Here is a 16,298-nt window from a genome sequence, read left to right on the forward strand (position 1 = left end):
GATTTTGCCGAAATCCATCATAAAAACGGTCGCCATTGGGCATGGTTCTGCTAGGTTCAACCATCATGAGTGGAGAGCGATTTCATGGGCGTGAAGCATAATCCGAAGCGGGACCGGCACATCGATGCGGCCCGGGCGGCAGGGTCCAGATTCGGGGCCGAGACACTGCCACCGGAAATCCTCTTCGGCGGAGCGAGCAACGACGACCTCGACCGTTACACGCCTGAGATGCTGGCGCTCACCGCTGCCCACGCACGCAGCGAACTCGCACGCTGGGACGGCGGCAAGCCGCAGGTCTCGGTGGAGACGGTGGCAGGGGTCGCACCGGGCGGTATCGAGGTTTCGATCATCGCGATCACCGAACGCAACATGCCCTTCCTTTACGATTCGGTGATGGGAGAGGTGACGAGCACCCACCGCGACATCCACCTGGCGATCCATCCGATTCTGGTGATGGAGCCCGGCAAACCCGTGAAGCTGTTCGATCCGGACGAGGAAAGCGCGCCCGAACACCGCGTCAGCCACATTCAAATCCACTTGAGCAGGCTGACTCCGCTGGAGGCACGCTCATTGAGCAAGCGCATCTCGGATGTGCTGGAGCAGGTTCATCAAGCCGTACACGACTGGCCGGCGATGACCGCTCTGCTCGACCAGGCAATGCGGGAGCTCGAGGACTACAACGCTTCCCGCAAGAAGAGCGACCGCGACGAGGCGCTGGCGTTCCTTCGCTGGCTAAGGGATAGCAACTTCACCTTCCTCGGAATGCGGGAATATACCTATTCCGGCAAGGGCGAACGGGCGACGGTCGAGCGCGGCAAGGGCAGGGGCCTCGGCATCCTGTCCAATCCGGACGTGCGGGTCCTGCGCCAGGGCAAGGATGCGGTGCTGACCACCCCGGAAATCCTCGCCTTCCTCGAGGGGCCCGACTTCCTGATCGTCACCAAGGCCAATGTGAAGTCGGTCGTCCACCGGCGTGCCCACATGGACTACATCGGCATCAAGCGTTTCGACGCCTCCGGCAACGTCGTCGGCGAACTGCGCATCGTCGGTCTGTTCACCTCGACGGCCTACACGCGGCAGGCGTCGGAGATCCCGCTGCTCAGGCACAAGATCGAGAAGATCGTCGATCATTTCGGCTATGATCCGCAGAGCCATTCCGGCAAGACGCTGGCCAACACGCTGGAGGCCTATCCGCGCGACGATCTTTTCCAGATCGATATCGGGCTGCTCGCCGCGTTCTGCGAACAGATCAACGAGCTCGGCGACCGGCCGCGGGTGCGGGTGCTGCCGCGCATCGACCACTTCGACCGCTTCGTCTCGGTCATCGTGTTCGTGCCGCGCGAACAATACGATTCCGACGTCCGCGAGAAGATTGGCGACTATCTGAAAACGGTCTATGACGGCCGGGTCTCGGCCTATTACCCGGCCTTTCCCGAAGGCGGGCTTGCACGCGTCCATTTCATCATCGGCCGCTCGGGCGGCAAGACGCCACGGGTTCCCCAGGCGAAGCTCGAAGAGGCGGTCCGCGCCATCGTCACCCGCTGGATCGATCGGTTCAATCTGCTCGCCCGCAAGGAGGGCAAGGAGATATCGGTCGGTGAAGCCTATCAGGCGGCCTTCACACCCGCGGAAGCCTATGCCGACCTCGGAGACATCGCCGCCTGCACGGCCGGCGACCCGATCCGCATCTCCTTCTACCACCGGCACCAGGAGCGGCCGGATACGCTGGAACTGAAGATCTTCCATGCCGACACCCCCGTTTCGCTGTCGCGCCGCGTGCCGCTTCTCGAAAATCTCGGCTTCCGTGTCATCAGCGAGCAGACCTACGACATCGGCGTGCACGTCCATGGGGACGAGCCCCGCGAGGTCGTCCTTCACGACATGGAGCTGATCCATCGCGACGGGCACACGCTCAATCTCGCCAGGATCGGCCCCGCCCTGGAGGAGGCCTTCCTGGCGGCCTGGAACGGCACGACGGAGGACGACAACTTCAACCGGCTGGTCCTGCTTGCCGGGCTCACCGCCCGCGAAATCACGGTGCTGCGCGCCTATGCGCGCTATCTGCGCCAGGCCGGCATCACCTATTCCCAAGGCTATATCGCCGATACTCTGAACAAGTATCCGACGATCGCCGCCGACATCTTCCGCCTCTTCTCCACGCGCATGGATCCGACGACGGAGGGGAAAGCGCGCACCAAGAAGTGCAACGCCTTGCTGTCGGGCATCGAGGAGGCTCTGTCGGCCGTGCCCAGCCTCGACGAGGACAGGATCCTGCGCCGCTACGTCAATGCGGTCCAGTCGACGCTCCGGACGAACTATTTCCAAAAGGACGCCGAAGGCAGGCCGCGCGCGGTTCTTGCCTTCAAGCTCGATCCGAAACAGCTCGAAGGCCTGCCGGAACCGCGGCCTTTCCGCGAGATTTTCGTCTACGGCACGGAAGTGGAAGGCGTCCATCTGCGCTTCGGCAAGGTGGCGCGCGGCGGCCTTCGCTGGTCCGACCGGGCGCAGGATTACCGGACCGAGGTGCTCGGCCTCGTCAAGGCGCAGCAGGTGAAGAACGCCGTCATCGTTCCGGTCGGCGCCAAAGGCGGCTTCTATCCGAAGCAGCTGCCCGTCGGCGGCAGCCGCGACGAGGTCTTCAAGGCGGGAACGGAGGCGTACAAGACCTATATCCGCACGCTGCTCTCCGTCACCGACAATATCGTCGGCCAGGACGTCGTTCCCCCGGAGGACACGCTGCGGCTCGACGGCGACGACCCCTATTTCGTCGTTGCCGCCGACAAGGGAACGGCAACCTTCTCCGACACGGCGAATGCGCTCGCCCAGGAAGCGGACTTCTGGCTGGACGACGCCTTCGCTTCAGGCGGCTCCGCCGGCTACGACCACAAGAAGATGGGAATCACCGCGCGCGGCGCGTGGGAGGCCGTCAAGCGGCACTTCCGCGAAATGGACGTCGACATCCAGACGACGCCCTTCACCGTCGCCGGCGTCGGCGACATGTCGGGCGACGTCTTCGGCAACGGCATGCTGCTTTCGGAAAAGATCCGGCTGATCGCCGCCTTCGACCACCGCGACATCTTCATCGATCCCGAGCCGGATATCGATCTCTCCTTTGCCGAGCGCAAGCGAATGTTCGCGCTTTCGCGCTCCAGCTGGCAGGATTATGACCGTAAGGCGCTCTCGCCCGGCGCGATGATCATTTCGCGTTCGGAAAAACTGGTGACACTCACCCCCGAAGCGATGGCGGCGATCGGCATCGACAAGCCGAAGGCGACGCCCTTCGAGATCATGAGCGCAATCCTGAAGAGCCCGGTCGACCTGCTCTGGTTCGGCGGCATCGGCACCTATGTGCGCGGCACCAACGAGACGGATGCCGAGGTTGGCGACCGTGCCAACGACGCGATCCGCGTCTCCGCCGAGGATGTGCGGGCGCGCGTGATCGGCGAGGGGGCCAATCTCGGCGTCACCCAGAAAGGCCGGATCGGCTTCTCGCTCAATGGCGGGCGTTGCAACTCCGATGCCATCGACAACTCGGCCGGCGTCAATTCCTCCGACGTCGAGGTCAACATCAAGATCGCGCTTGCCTCCGCCATGCGCGAAGGCCGCCTGACCCGGCCCAAGCGCAACACGCTTCTGGCATCGATGACGGACGAGGTGGGACATCTCGTGCTGCGCAACAACTACCAGCAGTCGCTGGCGATCTCGCTCACCGAGATGCAGGGCCTCGCCAACCGCACCCCGCTGGCGCGGCTGATGGCGCGGCTGGAGGCCGACGGCCACCTCAACCGCAAGGTCGAGACCCTGCCGACCGACCAGGCGATGAGCGAGCGCTACCAGGCGGGCCGGCCGCTCACGCGCCCGGAGATCGGCGTGCTGCTCTCCTATGCGAAACTGGTGCTCTTCGACGAGCTGCTCGTCAGCGAGCTTCCGGACGACCCCTATTTCACGGCGACCCTGGAGCGCTACTTCCCCGCAAAGATGCGCAAGGCCTATGCCGGCGACATTCACGGGCACCGGCTGCGCCGCGAAATCATCGCGACCGTACTCGCCAACGAAACGATAAACCGCGGCGGCCCCGCTTTCGTTTCGACGCTGACGGATGCCACCGGCTTCCTCTCCGCCGATGTCGTGAAGGCAGCGGTGCTGGCCCTGGATGGCTTCGATCTGCCGCGCATCTACGGCGAGATCGACGCGCTCGACAACAGGATCAGCGGCGTGATCCAGAACCGGCTCTATCACGAGGTGGGGCGTATCTTTGCGCTCGTCGCCGAACGGGCGCTGCGCACCCGCGCCTCCGAGGGCTCCGTGGCCGAAGCGGTTGCCCGGCTTCGCGACGGGCTGCAGAAGCTGCGCGGCACCATGCGGGCGGCGATATCCAGGGAGGGTGCCGAGGAAGCTCGCCTGAGGGCGGCCGGCTTCATCGAAAACGGCGTGCCGGCAAAGCTTGCCGAGGAAATCGCCGAACTGTCGCTCATGACCCTGGTCCCTGAGATCATGCAGATCGCCACGGTAACCGGCGAGCCGCTGAGCCGCACCGCCCAGGCCTATTTCACCGTCACCGAAAGTCTGAGAATCAACCGCCTGCTGGCGGCCGCCGACCGCGTGCCCGCCACCGAGCAGTTCGAGTCGATGGCGCTCTCGCGGGCGGTCGGCGATATCGGCACCGCACGCCGCGATATCACCATCGCCGCCCTGGTCGAGCATAAGGGCGAGCGAAACCCCGTTCTCGCCTGGCAGGATCGCGATCGCCAACGCGTCGCCACTGTCGGCGACCAGCTGAGGCTCCTGACCGAAAAGGGCGAAACGACGCTCGCCAAGGTCACTGTCGCAGCCGGTCTCCTCAGCGATCTTGCACGCGGCTGGACGAAATGACACAGTCCCTCCGGCCATAACTCGGCCGGAGGAACCAATTCCGCTCCGGTCGAAGGTTGTTCTTCATTGCCCTGCCCGCCGCCCCCGAACGCGGCGCGCTTGCGCAAGTGCCGGGGAGGGATGAAGTGGATATCGCGGCTGGGCGAATGGAGGAGCGGCCTCGGACTTCCCGTCTCGGCATTGCCGGCTGGATGCTGTTCGACTGGGCCGCGCAACCCTTCTTCACCGTGATCACCACCTTCATCTTCGCGCCCTATTTCGTTTCCCGGCTAACGGCCGATCCCGCCCAAGGGCAGGCGGTCTGGGGCTATACGCTGACCATTGCGGGGATCGTGATCGCTCTGCTTTCGCCGGTCCTCGGCGCCATTGCCGATGCGGCCGGCCCGCGAAAGCCGTGGATCGCCTTTTTCGCCGCCGTGAAGATCATCTCGCTCGCCCTGCTCTGGAACGCGGCGCCGGGCTCGTCCCTGATCTATACGGCGGTCTTTCTTGCGCTGGCGACGGTGGCCGCCGAATTTTCCATCGTCTTCAACGATTCGATGATGACGCGGCTCGTGAGCGAAAAGGAAGTGGGGCGCATCTCCAACATCGCCTGGGGCCTCGGCTATCTCGGCGGCATGATCGTGCTGATCGCCGTGGTCGCGCTGATTGCCGGAAGCCCGCAGACCGGCAAGACGGCGATCGGACTCGAACCTCTGTTCGGGCTCGATCCGGCAAAGGGCGAAGACGCCCGCATCACCGGCCCCATTTCCGCCGCCTGGTACATGGTTTTCATCCTGCCAATGTTCCTCTTCACGCCGGACGCGACCAGGGCAACGATGTCGATGGCGAAAGCAACCGCTCGGGGCTTCGAGGAACTGAAGGGCACGCTTGCCGAACTCAAGGAGAGGGCCGGCATCTTGCGGTTCCTGATTGCCCGGATGATCTTCCAGGACGGCGTCAACGGACTGCTCGCGCTCGGCGGCACCTTCGCGGCCGGGATGTTCGGATGGCAAACGATGGAACTCGGGCTCTACGGCATCATCCTGAACGTCGTGGCGATTTTCGGCTGCCTTTATGCGAGCAGGCTCGATGCACGGCTCGGCTCCAAGACGATCGTCATCGCAAGCCTCGTCTCATTGACGATCGCCACGCTCGGCATCGTCTCCACGGGGCCCGGTTTCACGCTCTTCGGGCTTGTCCCGCTTGGCTCGACGGACTCGGGCGGCCTCTTCGGCACCGCCGCCGAAAAGGCCTATATTCTTTACGGCCTGCTCGTCGGCGTCGCCTTCGGGCCGGTCCAGGCCTCGTCCCGATCCTACCTCGCGCGCAGTGTTTCGCCCGACGAAGCCGGGCGCTATTTCGGTCTTTACGCCCTTTCCGGCCGCGCCACCTCGTTCCTGGCGCCCGCCTCGGTCGCGACGATCACGCTTATGACCGGTTCGGCCCGGATCGGCATGATGGCGCTGGTGGCCTTTTTCGCCGTCGGTCTCGTGATCCTCCTGCGGACTCCCTATCCGGCGCACCGGCCGCGATAGGAATGTCGAGCAGGAGGCCGGAGCGGGATGCGGTTTCCTCCGCATCCGGCGTCTTAACGGCTTGGAATCGATCGCGTTCATGTTTCAGGTCGAAACGGCCTAAGGAGGGTTGCAATCTCTCCTCATCCTCATCCCTGTGCTCGTCACAGGGATGAGAGCAGCGCCGCGTCTGCGGCGCGGGAAGCGTTCTTTCAGCCCAAGGACTTGGTCTGGCTGGATTCCTGTGACGGGCACAGGAATGAGGAAATCAAATAAGCCGCGGCGGTATCTTAGGGCCTTAGAGCACTTCCAGGTGTCACGGTTTTCCGCCCGGAAGTGCATTAGACAAAAGGCCTCTAGTGCCGGAAATGCCGCATGCCTGTGAAGACCATCGCGACATTGTGTTCGTCCGCCGCCGCGATCACTTCTTCGTCGCGCATCGAACCACCCGGCTGGATGACGGCGGTTGCGCCGGCCGCGATGGCTGACAGAAGACCGTCGGCGAAGGGGAGGAAGGCTTCCGAGGCGACGGCCGAACCGCGCGTCAGCGGCTCGGCGAGGCCGAGCGCCTTGGCTGCTTCTTCCGCCTTTATGGCAGCGATGCGCGCGGAATCGACGCGGCTCATCTGGCCGGCGCCAATGCCCGCCGTCTGGCCGTCCTTGGCATAGACGATGGCGTTGGACTTGACGTGCTTCGCCACCTTGAAGGCGAACTTCATGTCTTCGAGCTCCTGCGCCGTCGGCGCGCGCCTGGTGACCACCTTGAGCGTCAGGTCCTCTACCATACCGTTGTCGCGCGTCTGGACGAGCACACCGCCGGCGACCGTCTTCGCCGTCAGGCCGGGCGTGCGCGGATCCGGCAGGCCGCCGGTCGCAAGCAGCCGCAGGTTCGGTTTGCGGGCGATGACGGCTTTCGCCTCGTCGCTGACCGACGGCGCGATGATGACCTCGGTGAAGAGTTTGACAATCTCTTCCGCAGTCTCGGCGTCCAGTTCCTGGTTGAGCGCGATGATGCCGCCGAATGCCGAGGTCGAATCGCAGGCGAGCGCCCGGCGATAGGCTTCCGCGAGCGAGGACGCGGTCGCAACGCCGCAGGGATTGGCATGCTTGATGATGGCGCAGGCCGGTGCCTTTTCCGGCAGGAATTCCGCCACCAGTTCGAAGGCGGCATCGGTATCGTTGATGTTGTTGTAGGAGAGCTGCTTGCCCTGCAACAGCGCCGCCGTGGCCACTCCCGGCCGTTTCTCGCCGGTCACGTAGAATCCGGCTTTCTGGTGCGGGTTTTCGCCGTAGCGCATCTCCTCCTCGAGCACGCCGCCGAGAACCCGGTGGCGCGGCATGGGCGTGTCGAGCACCTCGGCAAACCAGTTGGAGATCGCCGCATCATAGGCGGCCGTGCGGGCATAGGCCTTGGCCGCCATCTTCTGGCGGAAGGCGTAGCGCGTCGTCCCGTCTGCGATTTCCTCGAGCAGCGGCGAATAGTCCGCCGGGTCGGTGACGATCGTCACATAGGCATGGTTCTTGGCCGATGCCCGGATCATTGCGGGGCCGCCGATATCGATATTCTCGACCGTCGTCGGATAGTCGCCGCCTTTGGCGCGGACGTCTTCGAAGGGATAGAGATTGATGACGGCGAGATCGATCGCGGTGATGCCGTGCGCGCTCATGGCGTCCGCATGCTCCGCGTCGTCGCGGATCGCGAGAAGACCTCCATGGACGCCGGGGTGAAGCGTCTTGACGCGCCCGTCCATGATTTCCGGAAAGCCGGTCAGCTCCGAGACGTCGCTGACGGGAAGGCCGGCATCGGCAAGCGCCTTGTGCGTACCGCCGGTCGATACCAGCCGTATGCCCTTGTCGTTGAGGGCGCGGGCGAGTTCGACGATGCCCGTCTTGTCGGAGACCGAAAGGAGGGCGGTTTTGATCCGGACCTCGTCCGGGGCGGGGATTTTCTTGGAGGCGACAGCCATCGACCTTGCTCCTTTGGCAGCGCCGGACGCGTGGGCAAGAGGTTCCGGCGATTGGGATGGCTGCCCGTTAGCATAGCTTGTTGCCGGAAGGAACCTTCGGCGCCGCAACAACCGGAAAATAGGCCCGGCGCAGTTTCGACGTCATCCCTCCCGCGTGAAAGTCCACTGGATCTCCGGCTGCGAGGCGGCGGAGAAGGTCACGCTTATCTGCGACGAGGCGCGAACGCCGGAGGGATCGGCGAAGAAGATATCCTCCTCGATCGCGAGCGCACCGTCGCGACAGGCGAAGAGCCATGTCTCTCCGTCGGGCGCCGTCAGATATATCTCGCTCTCGCTGTGCCGGCGCATGCCGATTGCCGGGTGGATGTGGAAACGGGCGACCGCGGCCGCGTCGTCGTCATTTGCCGGATCGCTGCCATCCTCCAGCAGCAGGCGGTCGCGGCCGCGGATCAACCGCCCGCCATTGAGAATTCCGATGTCGCGCTCGTGGATCAGGCCGAAGGGCGCAAGGTAGCCGTCGTGACTCGCTTTGACCTGCTCGATGCTTCCCGGCTCGTCCTTTCTCTCGACCGCGACGCGCGAAGGGCCGCTGATCATGATCGGGCCCAGAAACCGCGACTGCGAAAAGCGGCAGGAAGACGTGTCGTCGACGGTGACGGTGGAATGCGCGGCGGTCGTGCGCGCCATCTGCCTGAATCGTTCGCCGGCGAATTTCGGCGCACCGGAGTTGACGACGAAGCGATTCCTGCCGGAGGACATCTCGAAGGAGAGGCAGCCGGCATGGGCGGTTCGCGACAGGTCGACCGAAAGCGGACGCCCAGTGTCCATGATGATGACCGTATCGCCCATCGACAGGCGTTCGTAATGGGCGTGCGGCAACGACCGGAACGGCTCGCCGGACGTCTCGTCATATCTGAGCACCGAGGCGAGCTCATGGGCGAGAACCGATGTCGCGCCGTTGAAGAGGGCGAGCTCCCCGCTCTGGTGGCGAAAGAAACGCAGCGCCGGATACATGCGGTCGATGCAGGGAATGAGCCTCGAGGGCACGTCGTGGCCGAGATTGACATAGGTCTGGCGCAGCGGAAGCAGATCGAGCAGCAGCTCGAGCCCGGCCCGGGGGTTTCGGGAGAAATGCGCCCCGTCAGGCAGAAGCTGCCGCTCCAGCTCCAGATCCAGATTGCGCGACGCCTTGCGGATAGCCGAAGCCGTAGCCGGCATCGAAACGGAGGCCATGGCGAGTGCCAGGCGAACCCTCAGGCGCGCCTCTCCGTCGGTCACGGTGTCGGCGACATTCCGGAGGTAGCGGACCTGAAGGGCAAGGCTTCTCAGGAAGCGGCGATAGAAACCGTGCTCGGCATTACGCAGCACCACCGGCGAATGGGACAGCCAGGCGATGACGCGCTGCGCGACCACATCCGCTTCCCACGAGATTTCGCCGATGCTTCGGCCATGGCAGCCGATCCAGTCGTCCATGATCTGGCGCAGCCTGATAGAGCCTGCTTCGTCCTGAATCGCCCGCATGTGCCGCAGCCAGCCGAAGGAATGAAGGCGAACCGCGAACTCGTGCGACGGCAGGTCGATTTCGAAAGGCGACTCGCCTTCGGTATCCAGAACGCGGCCGGCGAGCGGAAAGCGACCCGCGAGAATCTCTTCGGCGGCGAAGGGATCGATGGCCCGAAGATCCGTGGGTGCGACGATCAGACGGGCGGGCGTGGAGCCTGCAACGCGCAGCGCCGCCGTCTTCCCGCGCGAAAGCAGGCGCGCCAATCGGCGTTGGCCTTCGCGCAAATACAAATATAGGAGCCTGGTTTTACTGGAAAACGGCATCGGCGCCCGTGGGTTTCCTCTTCAACCGGAGCCGATTCGAGGATCATGCAGAAGATCGGAATCGTGCGGGAAAGATCATTAAATATTTATCAACCCTGTCGCCATTGATAGGCGGGCCGTCCGAGGGCGTCAATTGTCACAGCAAAACAGTCTGTTGATGAGCGCCCTCAGGCTCCCGCACGGCGCAGCACGGCGGCATAAAAGCCATCGAGGCCACCGGCGAAGGGCGGTTCCAGTGGAAGCATCGCAGGTGTCGTGCGGAACTCTCCAAGCGCGGTGATCGCCTTTTCGAGCCCCGGCCAATCGGCTGCGTCGATCGGCACCCGTTCGCATCCGCCGTCGGCGACGACGCGGGCGACGACCTCCTCGCCCTCCAGAGGGTCGAGCGAGCAATTGGAAAAGACGATGAGGCCGCCGGGCTTTACCAGGGTAAGCGCATGCCGCAGCAGCCGTTCCTGCAGCCTGGCAAGCTTCTCGACGTCCGGCGGGCCTTTCGTCCAGAGCACGTCGGGATGCCGCCGGGTGGTGCCCGTCGAGGAGCAGGGGGCGTCGAGAAGGGCCGCGTCAAAGAGCTCTTCCGGCCGGAACTCGGCCATGTCGCTCTCCTTGGTCCGGGCCTCGAAGCCCAGCCGCTCGAGGTTCGCCTTGAGCCGCCGCAACCGGCTTGACGACTGATCGAGCGCGGTCACCTCCGCCCCCGCGAGGACGAGCTGCGCCGTCTTGCCGCCGGGCGCAGCACAGAGATCGACCACCTTTTTCCCGTGGACATCGCCGAAAAGGCGGGCCGGAATGGAAGCGGCCGCGTCCTGGACCCACCAGGCGCCTTCCGAAAAGCCTGAAAGCGACGGGATCGAACCGGAGAAGTCCTGAAGACGAACGGAGCCGGTCGGCAACACGGTGCCAGCGAGCCGTTCCGCCCAGGACGCCGCATCGGATTTCACGGTCACGTCGATGGCGGCGGGTACGAGCTGCGCCTCGGAGATGCGCTCGGCCTGGTCGGGACCGTAACAGGCGACGAGCCTGTCGAAGAACCAGCCGGGCATCGCCGGCACTTGCTGCAGCTTTTCGAGAATTTCGTCCTTTTCACGCGAAAGCCGCCGCAATACGGCGTTGACGAGGCTTGCGAAACGGCGGTTGCGCGGGTCGGACTGGGCCTGTTCCACTGCGAGATCGACCGCCGAATGATCCGGAACGTCGAGATAGAGAATTTGCGCGGCGGCAACGGTCAGCACGTGTTCGAGAGCCCGCGCACCCTCGGGCAGAGGCGTTTGCAGAAGCGAGTCGATGGCCGCGCGAATGCGCGGCAGATGGCGGAGTGCCGAGTTGAGAATGGCGCGCACCAGCGCGCGGTCTGCTTCGCTCAACTCGCGATAGGCCGGGTTCCCGCGCTCCGGATCGAGCATTCCATCGAGCGGCGTCTTGCGGTCCACCACCGCCGCCAGGATCTTGGCAGCCGCCTGGCGGCTCTTCAGGCCCGGTTTGGCCGCGGCATCCGCGCCGGGCCGGGCTCCCCCCGCTCCGGAGCGGTTGCGCTCGCGGGATCGTTTCGGACGTGAATCGTTCTTGTTGTTTTCGGGCATCAGGACCAGGGGCCTTTCGGCGGTTCGGAACCACCGCGACCCCAGCCGGTTCTCGGGACAGAGCGCGATTTGCGCCCTGCATTATCAGGGCGGACCGGCGCCGTCGAGCCCGTGGACGTCTCGCGGGCCATTCTCTCCAGAGCCGCCACCCGGTTCTCCGTGTTCGGATGGGTCGAGAACAGATTGTCCATCCGCTCGCCCGAGAGGGGATTGATGATGAACATATGCGCCGTCGCCGGATTGCGCTCGGCGTCATTGTTAGGGATGACCTGCGCGGCTCCGGCGATTTTGCGAAGCGCCGAGGAAAGCCAGAGTGGATTGCCGCAGATCTCCGCGCCGCGGCGGTCGGCGGAATATTCGCGTGTACGGCTGATCGCCATCTGTACCAGCATGGCCGCGAGCGGGGCGACGATCATCGCGATGAGTACGCCGATGAAGCCGAGCGGATTGTTGTTCTCGCGGTTGCCACCGAAGAAGAAGGCGAAATTGCCAAGCATGGAAATCGCACCGGCGAGCGTCGCCGTCAGTGTCATCGTCAAAGTGTCGCGATACTGGATATGGGCGAGCTCATGCGCCATCACCCCGGCAACTTCCTCGTAGGAAAGCGAATGCAGCAGTCCCGTCGAAGCGGCGACCGCAGCGTTCTCCGGGTTGCGGCCGGTGGCGAAGGCATTCGGCTGGGGGCTGTCGATGACGTAGACGCGCGGCATCGGCAGGCCGGCATTCTTCGCCAGATCGCGGACGATCCCGTAATATTCCGGCGCGCTTCGCTCGTCCACCTCCTGCGCCCGGTACATCCGCAGGACCATCCGGTCGGAATTCCAGTAGGAGAAGAAATTCATGCCCGCGGCGATGACGAGGGCGATCATCATGCCACCGCGGCCGCCGATGACATAGCCGACGGCCATGAAGAGGACGGTCATGAAGGCAAGCAGCATTGCCGTGCGCATGAGGTTCATGAATGAGCTCCAACCATATCGGTGTCCTTTCCGCGCCTCCTGGAAAGCCGCTTGCAGCCGCTTCGTTCCATTCGGTACGCGCAAAGGTTTCACGTGAATCAAGCTTTTCCGTTCACACGGAAGTGCCTATATGATGGGTATAGACGGCCAGCTCTTCAATATCGTTACGGAAACCGCGACCGGTATGCAGAACGACAACGACAATTCTCCCGACCGCCCCAAACGTCCGCTTTCCCCGGCAGCGCTGCGCGCTCTGAAGGAGGCCGAAGAGAGACGACGTGCCGAAGCGCCGAAGGAAATGCCGGCGGAACTCGGCGGACGCGGCGGCCTCGACCCGGCTCGCTTCGGCGATTGGGAGATCAAGGGCCGCGCGATCGATTTCTGAGGGCAGGTCGTTTCTATTTCGTTTCGGTAGCGAATCGAGCGCTGCGTTCGCGGCTGGTAGAGGGCGGGATTGAGCCCCTCATCCTAACCTTCTCCCCGCAATGCACCTTCGCCCCGCTTGCGGGGAGAAGGTGCGGCAGCGGGATGAGTGGCTCTCGCCACCCAGCTCACATCACGCGCGGTTCTGACGATTGGCGATCAGGTCGTCGACGACACCTGGATCTGCGAGCGTCGACGTGTCGCCGAGCGAACCGAAATCGTCCTCGGCGATCTTGCGGAGAATCCGGCGCATGATCTTGCCCGAGCGTGTTTTCGGCAGGCCGGGCGCGAACTGAATCTTGTCCGGCGTCGCGATCGGCCCGATCTCCGAACGGACGTGCTTGACGAGCGCCTGGCGCAGTTCGTCGTCTCCGACCTCGCCGGCCATCAGCGAAACGTAGCAATAGATGCCCTGACCCTTGATCGGATGCGGATAGCCGACGACCGCCGCCTCGGAAACGAGGTTGTGCGAGACGAGCGCCGATTCCACTTCCGCCGTGCCGAGCCGGTGGCCGGAGACGTTCAGCACGTCGTCGACACGGCCGGTGATCCAATAGTAGCCGTCCTCGTCGCGGCGGCAGCCGTCGCCCGTGAAATACTTGCCCTTGTAGGTGGAGAAGTAGGTCTGGATGAAGCGTTCGTGGTCGCCATAGACCGTCCGCATCTGCCCGGGCCAGCTGTCGGTGATGCAAAGGTTGCCGTCGGCCGCGCCCTCTACGACCTTGCCGTCGCTGTCTACGATCTGCGGCTGGACGCCGAAGAAAGGCCGTGTCGCGGAGCCGGGTTTGAGATCGGTGGCCCCCGGCAGCGGCGTGATCAGTATGCCGCCGGTTTCAGTCTGCCACCAGGTATCGACGATAGGGCAACGCTCGTCGCCGACAACGTGATAGTACCACTCCCAGGCTTCCGGATTGATCGGTTCGCCGACCGTTCCGAGCAGGCGCAGCGAAGAGCGTGAGGAGCGCCTGACGAAATCGTCGCCCGCTCCCATCAGCGAGCGGATCGCGGTCGGCGCGGTGTAGAAGATGTTGACCTTGTGCTTGTCGACCACTTCCCAGAATCGTCCCGCGTCGGGGAAGTTCGGCACGCCCTCGAACATCAGCGTCGTCGCCGCGTTGGCGAGCGGCCCGTAGACGATGTAGGAGTGGCCGGTGACCCAGCCGACATCGGCCGTGCACCAGTAGATGTCGCCGTCCCGGTAGTCGAACACGTATTGATGCGTCATCGAAGCGTAGACGAGATAGCCGCCGGTCGTGTGCAGCACGCCCTTCGGCTTGCCGGTAGAGCCGGACGTATAGAGGATGAAGAGCGGGTCCTCCGCGTTCATCTTTTCCGGCGGGCAATGCGGCTCCACCGTCGCGGTCTCCTGATGATACCAGAGATCGCGGCCCGGAGCCCAGCCGACTTTGCCGCCGGTGCGGCGCACGACCAGGACCTTGCTGACCATTACGTGCTGCTTGGCAGCGATGTCGACCGCCGTATCGGTATTCTCCTTGAGCGGAATCGGCTTGCCGCCGCGCAGGCCCTCGTCGCAGGTGATCACGAAGGTGGACTCGCAATCGACGATTCGGCCGGCCAGCGCCTCGGGCGAAAAGCCGCCGAAAACGACCGAATGGATCGCGCCTATGCGCGCGCAGGCGAGCATCGCATAGGCCGCTTCGGGGATCATCGGCATGTAGATGGTGACCCGGTCGCCCTTCTTGACGCCGTGCTTCTTCATGACGTTGGAAAGCCGGCAGACCTTGTCGTACAGCTCGTTATAGGTGATCTTCTTGTCGAGATAGGGATTGTCTCCCTCCCAGATGATCGCCGTCTTTTCGCCGTGCGTCTTCAGATGGCGGTCGATGCAATTGTAGGACACATTGGTCAGCCCGTCTTCGAACCACTTGATCGAGACATCGCCCTCGAAGGAGGTATTCTTGACCTTGGTATAGGGTTCGAACCATTCGATCCGCTTGCCGTGCTCGCCCCAAAACTTCTCCGGATCGGCAACGCTCTCGCGATACCATTCGAGATAGGTGGCATTGTCGAGCAGCGTGCGGTTCCTGGCCGCTTCTAGGACCGGGTAGGTCTTGACGTCCATAATTTTCCTCCCTGCGCATTTCTGGTCAGATCATGGGCGGATACCGGCGGAAAACTGCGCACAGAGTTCCTCATTCCGCCCTGGATCGGCTCCCACCGGTCCTTTGCGACAATTCATAAGCAGGTCGCTTCCGGTCCGCAATTAGACAAAAGCACATTTGAAAGTGAAGAATTGCAATTTCGAGACAAGAACGGTATAGAACCCCCAATTCCCGGAAATGAGTGGTAGACTCCACGGCCCGCGACACCGGCGCGGACGGACAAAAGGACTATATCCATGGCTCAGCAACTGCTTATGCCCAAGGCAACAGCCGTCTGGCTGGTTGACAACACCGCACTCTCGTTCGACCAGATCGCGCAGTTCTGCAAGCTGCACCCGCTCGAGGTCAAGGCGATTGCCGACGGTGAATCGGCGCAGGGTATCAAGGGCCTCGATCCGATCGCTACCGGGCAGCTTTCGCGCGACGAGATTGCACGCGCCGAAGGAAATCCGAATCACAAACTCAAACTTTCGGAGCCGAAGGTCCGCGTCCCGGACTCCAAGCGCAAGGGCCCGCGCTACACGCCGGTCTCCAAGCGTCAGGACCGCCCGAACGCCATTCTGTGGCTGGTCCGCAACCATCCGGAACTGAAGGACGCGCAGATCTCGCGTCTTGTCGGCACGACGAAGGCGACGATCGAGCAGATTCGCGAGCGCACCCACTGGAACTCCGCCAACCTGACGCCGATGGACCCGGTGACTCTCGGCCTCTGCTCGCAGATCGACCTGGACCTGGAGGTCGAGCGCGCCTCCAAGGGGCGCCCGCTTCCTTCCGCAGCCGAGACCGGCGCGACGCTCGAATCCGCGCAGGAGACCGAGAAGCTCGACTACGGCCACGATCGAGAAGAGGAAAAGGAAATCGACGCCGATGCCGTCTTCGCCAAGCTGAAGTCGCTGAAGTCGGACCGCAAGGACGACGAGGAAGACGACTACTGATCGCTTCGCCATCTGCGAGATGAGAAAACCCGGATCGCAACATCCGGGTTTTTTATTGACCGTCGTCGACCGGATCGACGCGGGCGACGCGGATTGGCGCTTTTCATCCGATCCAG

The 16,298-nt window shown here is 63.8% G+C and carries 9 protein-coding genes; 4 read left to right on the forward strand and 5 right to left on the reverse strand.

What is annotated here, in order from left to right:
- Nucleotides 1-84: 84 nt before the first annotated feature.
- Together AC6CIG_RS20820 and AC6CIG_RS20825 are read left to right on the forward strand one after the other, a co-directional pair.
- Nucleotides 85-4,872: an NAD-glutamate dehydrogenase gene (locus tag AC6CIG_RS20820; RefSeq protein ID WP_437408642.1), complete on the forward strand. Its 4,788-nt coding sequence runs from the start codon at nt 85-87 to the stop codon at nt 4,870-4,872.
- Nucleotides 4,873-4,997: 125 nt separating this feature from the next.
- On the forward strand, nt 4,998-6,389 hold the full coding sequence (locus AC6CIG_RS20825) for an MFS transporter (protein ID WP_080636749.1): 1,392 nt from the start codon (nt 4,998-5,000) through the stop codon (nt 6,387-6,389).
- A 335-nt stretch (nt 6,390-6,724) separates the two neighbouring features.
- On the opposite strand, the gene purH is transcribed toward AC6CIG_RS20825, so the two are convergent.
- From purH to htpX, 4 genes are all read right to left on the reverse strand, one after another.
- A complete protein-coding gene (gene purH / locus AC6CIG_RS20830) occupies nt 6,725-8,335 on the reverse strand; it encodes a bifunctional phosphoribosylaminoimidazolecarboxamide formyltransferase/IMP cyclohydrolase (protein WP_498323693.1) in 1,611 nt (536 codons plus the stop codon).
- Between the two features lie 141 nt (nt 8,336-8,476).
- The gene (locus AC6CIG_RS20835; protein WP_018098711.1) at nt 8,477-10,162 is read right to left on the reverse strand and encodes a heparinase II/III family protein; all 1,686 of its coding nucleotides are present in this window, start codon (nt 10,160-10,162) and stop codon (nt 8,477-8,479) included.
- 167 nt (nt 10,163-10,329) lie between these two features.
- Nucleotides 10,330-11,742 (reverse strand): RsmB/NOP family class I SAM-dependent RNA methyltransferase, encoded by a 1,413-nt coding sequence (locus tag AC6CIG_RS20840; protein ID WP_437412614.1) that lies wholly within the window; start codon nt 11,740-11,742, stop codon nt 10,330-10,332.
- Nucleotides 11,742-12,701 (reverse strand): zinc metalloprotease HtpX, encoded by a 960-nt coding sequence (gene htpX / locus AC6CIG_RS20845; protein WP_127710477.1) that lies wholly within the window; start codon nt 12,699-12,701, stop codon nt 11,742-11,744. The genes AC6CIG_RS20840 and htpX overlap by 1 nt, the downstream gene beginning before the upstream one ends.
- A 130-nt stretch (nt 12,702-12,831) precedes the next feature.
- Here htpX and AC6CIG_RS20850 point away from each other — a divergent pair, with 130 nt between their 5' ends.
- On the forward strand, nt 12,832-13,086 hold the full coding sequence (locus AC6CIG_RS20850) for a DUF1674 domain-containing protein (RefSeq protein ID WP_164866955.1): 255 nt from the start codon (nt 12,832-12,834) through the stop codon (nt 13,084-13,086).
- 171 nt (nt 13,087-13,257) lie between these two features.
- Here the strand turns inward: AC6CIG_RS20850 and acs are convergent, their stop codons facing one another.
- Entirely contained in the window at nt 13,258-15,207 is a 1,950-nt protein-coding gene (gene acs / locus AC6CIG_RS20855) for an acetate--CoA ligase (RefSeq protein WP_437412613.1), read from the reverse strand.
- 276 nt (nt 15,208-15,483) lie between these two features.
- Between acs and AC6CIG_RS20860 the strand changes: the two genes are divergently transcribed.
- Nucleotides 15,484-16,182 carry a DUF1013 domain-containing protein gene (locus AC6CIG_RS20860; protein WP_018098706.1) on the forward strand — a complete coding sequence of 233 codons (699 nt, stop codon included), beginning with the start codon at nt 15,484-15,486 and terminating at the stop codon, nt 16,180-16,182.
- The last annotated feature ends 116 nt before the right edge of the window (nt 16,183-16,298 follow it).

It is taken from the genome of Sinorhizobium sp. GQ132 (assembly GCF_059758575.1).

Coding starts and splice junctions, on each gene's coding strand:
- AC6CIG_RS20820 (WP_437408642.1), top strand. CDS start 85: ATGGGCGTGAAGCATAATCCGAAGCGGGACCGGCACATCGATGCGGCC.
- purH (WP_498323693.1), bottom strand. CDS start 8,335: ATGGCTGTCGCCTCCAAGAAAATCCCCGCCCCGGACGAGGTCCGGATC.
- AC6CIG_RS20835 (WP_018098711.1), bottom strand. CDS start 10,162: ATGCCGTTTTCCAGTAAAACCAGGCTCCTATATTTGTATTTGCGCGAA.
- AC6CIG_RS20840 (WP_437412614.1), bottom strand. CDS start 11,742: ATGCCCGAAAACAACAAGAACGATTCACGTCCGAAACGATCCCGCGAG.
- htpX (WP_127710477.1), bottom strand. CDS start 12,701: ATGAACCTCATGCGCACGGCAATGCTGCTTGCCTTCATGACCGTCCTC.
- AC6CIG_RS20850 (WP_164866955.1), top strand. CDS start 12,832: ATGATGGGTATAGACGGCCAGCTCTTCAATATCGTTACGGAAACCGCG.
- acs (WP_437412613.1), bottom strand. CDS start 15,207: ATGGACGTCAAGACCTACCCGGTCCTAGAAGCGGCCAGGAACCGCACG.
- AC6CIG_RS20860 (WP_018098706.1), top strand. CDS start 15,484: ATGGCTCAGCAACTGCTTATGCCCAAGGCAACAGCCGTCTGGCTGGTT.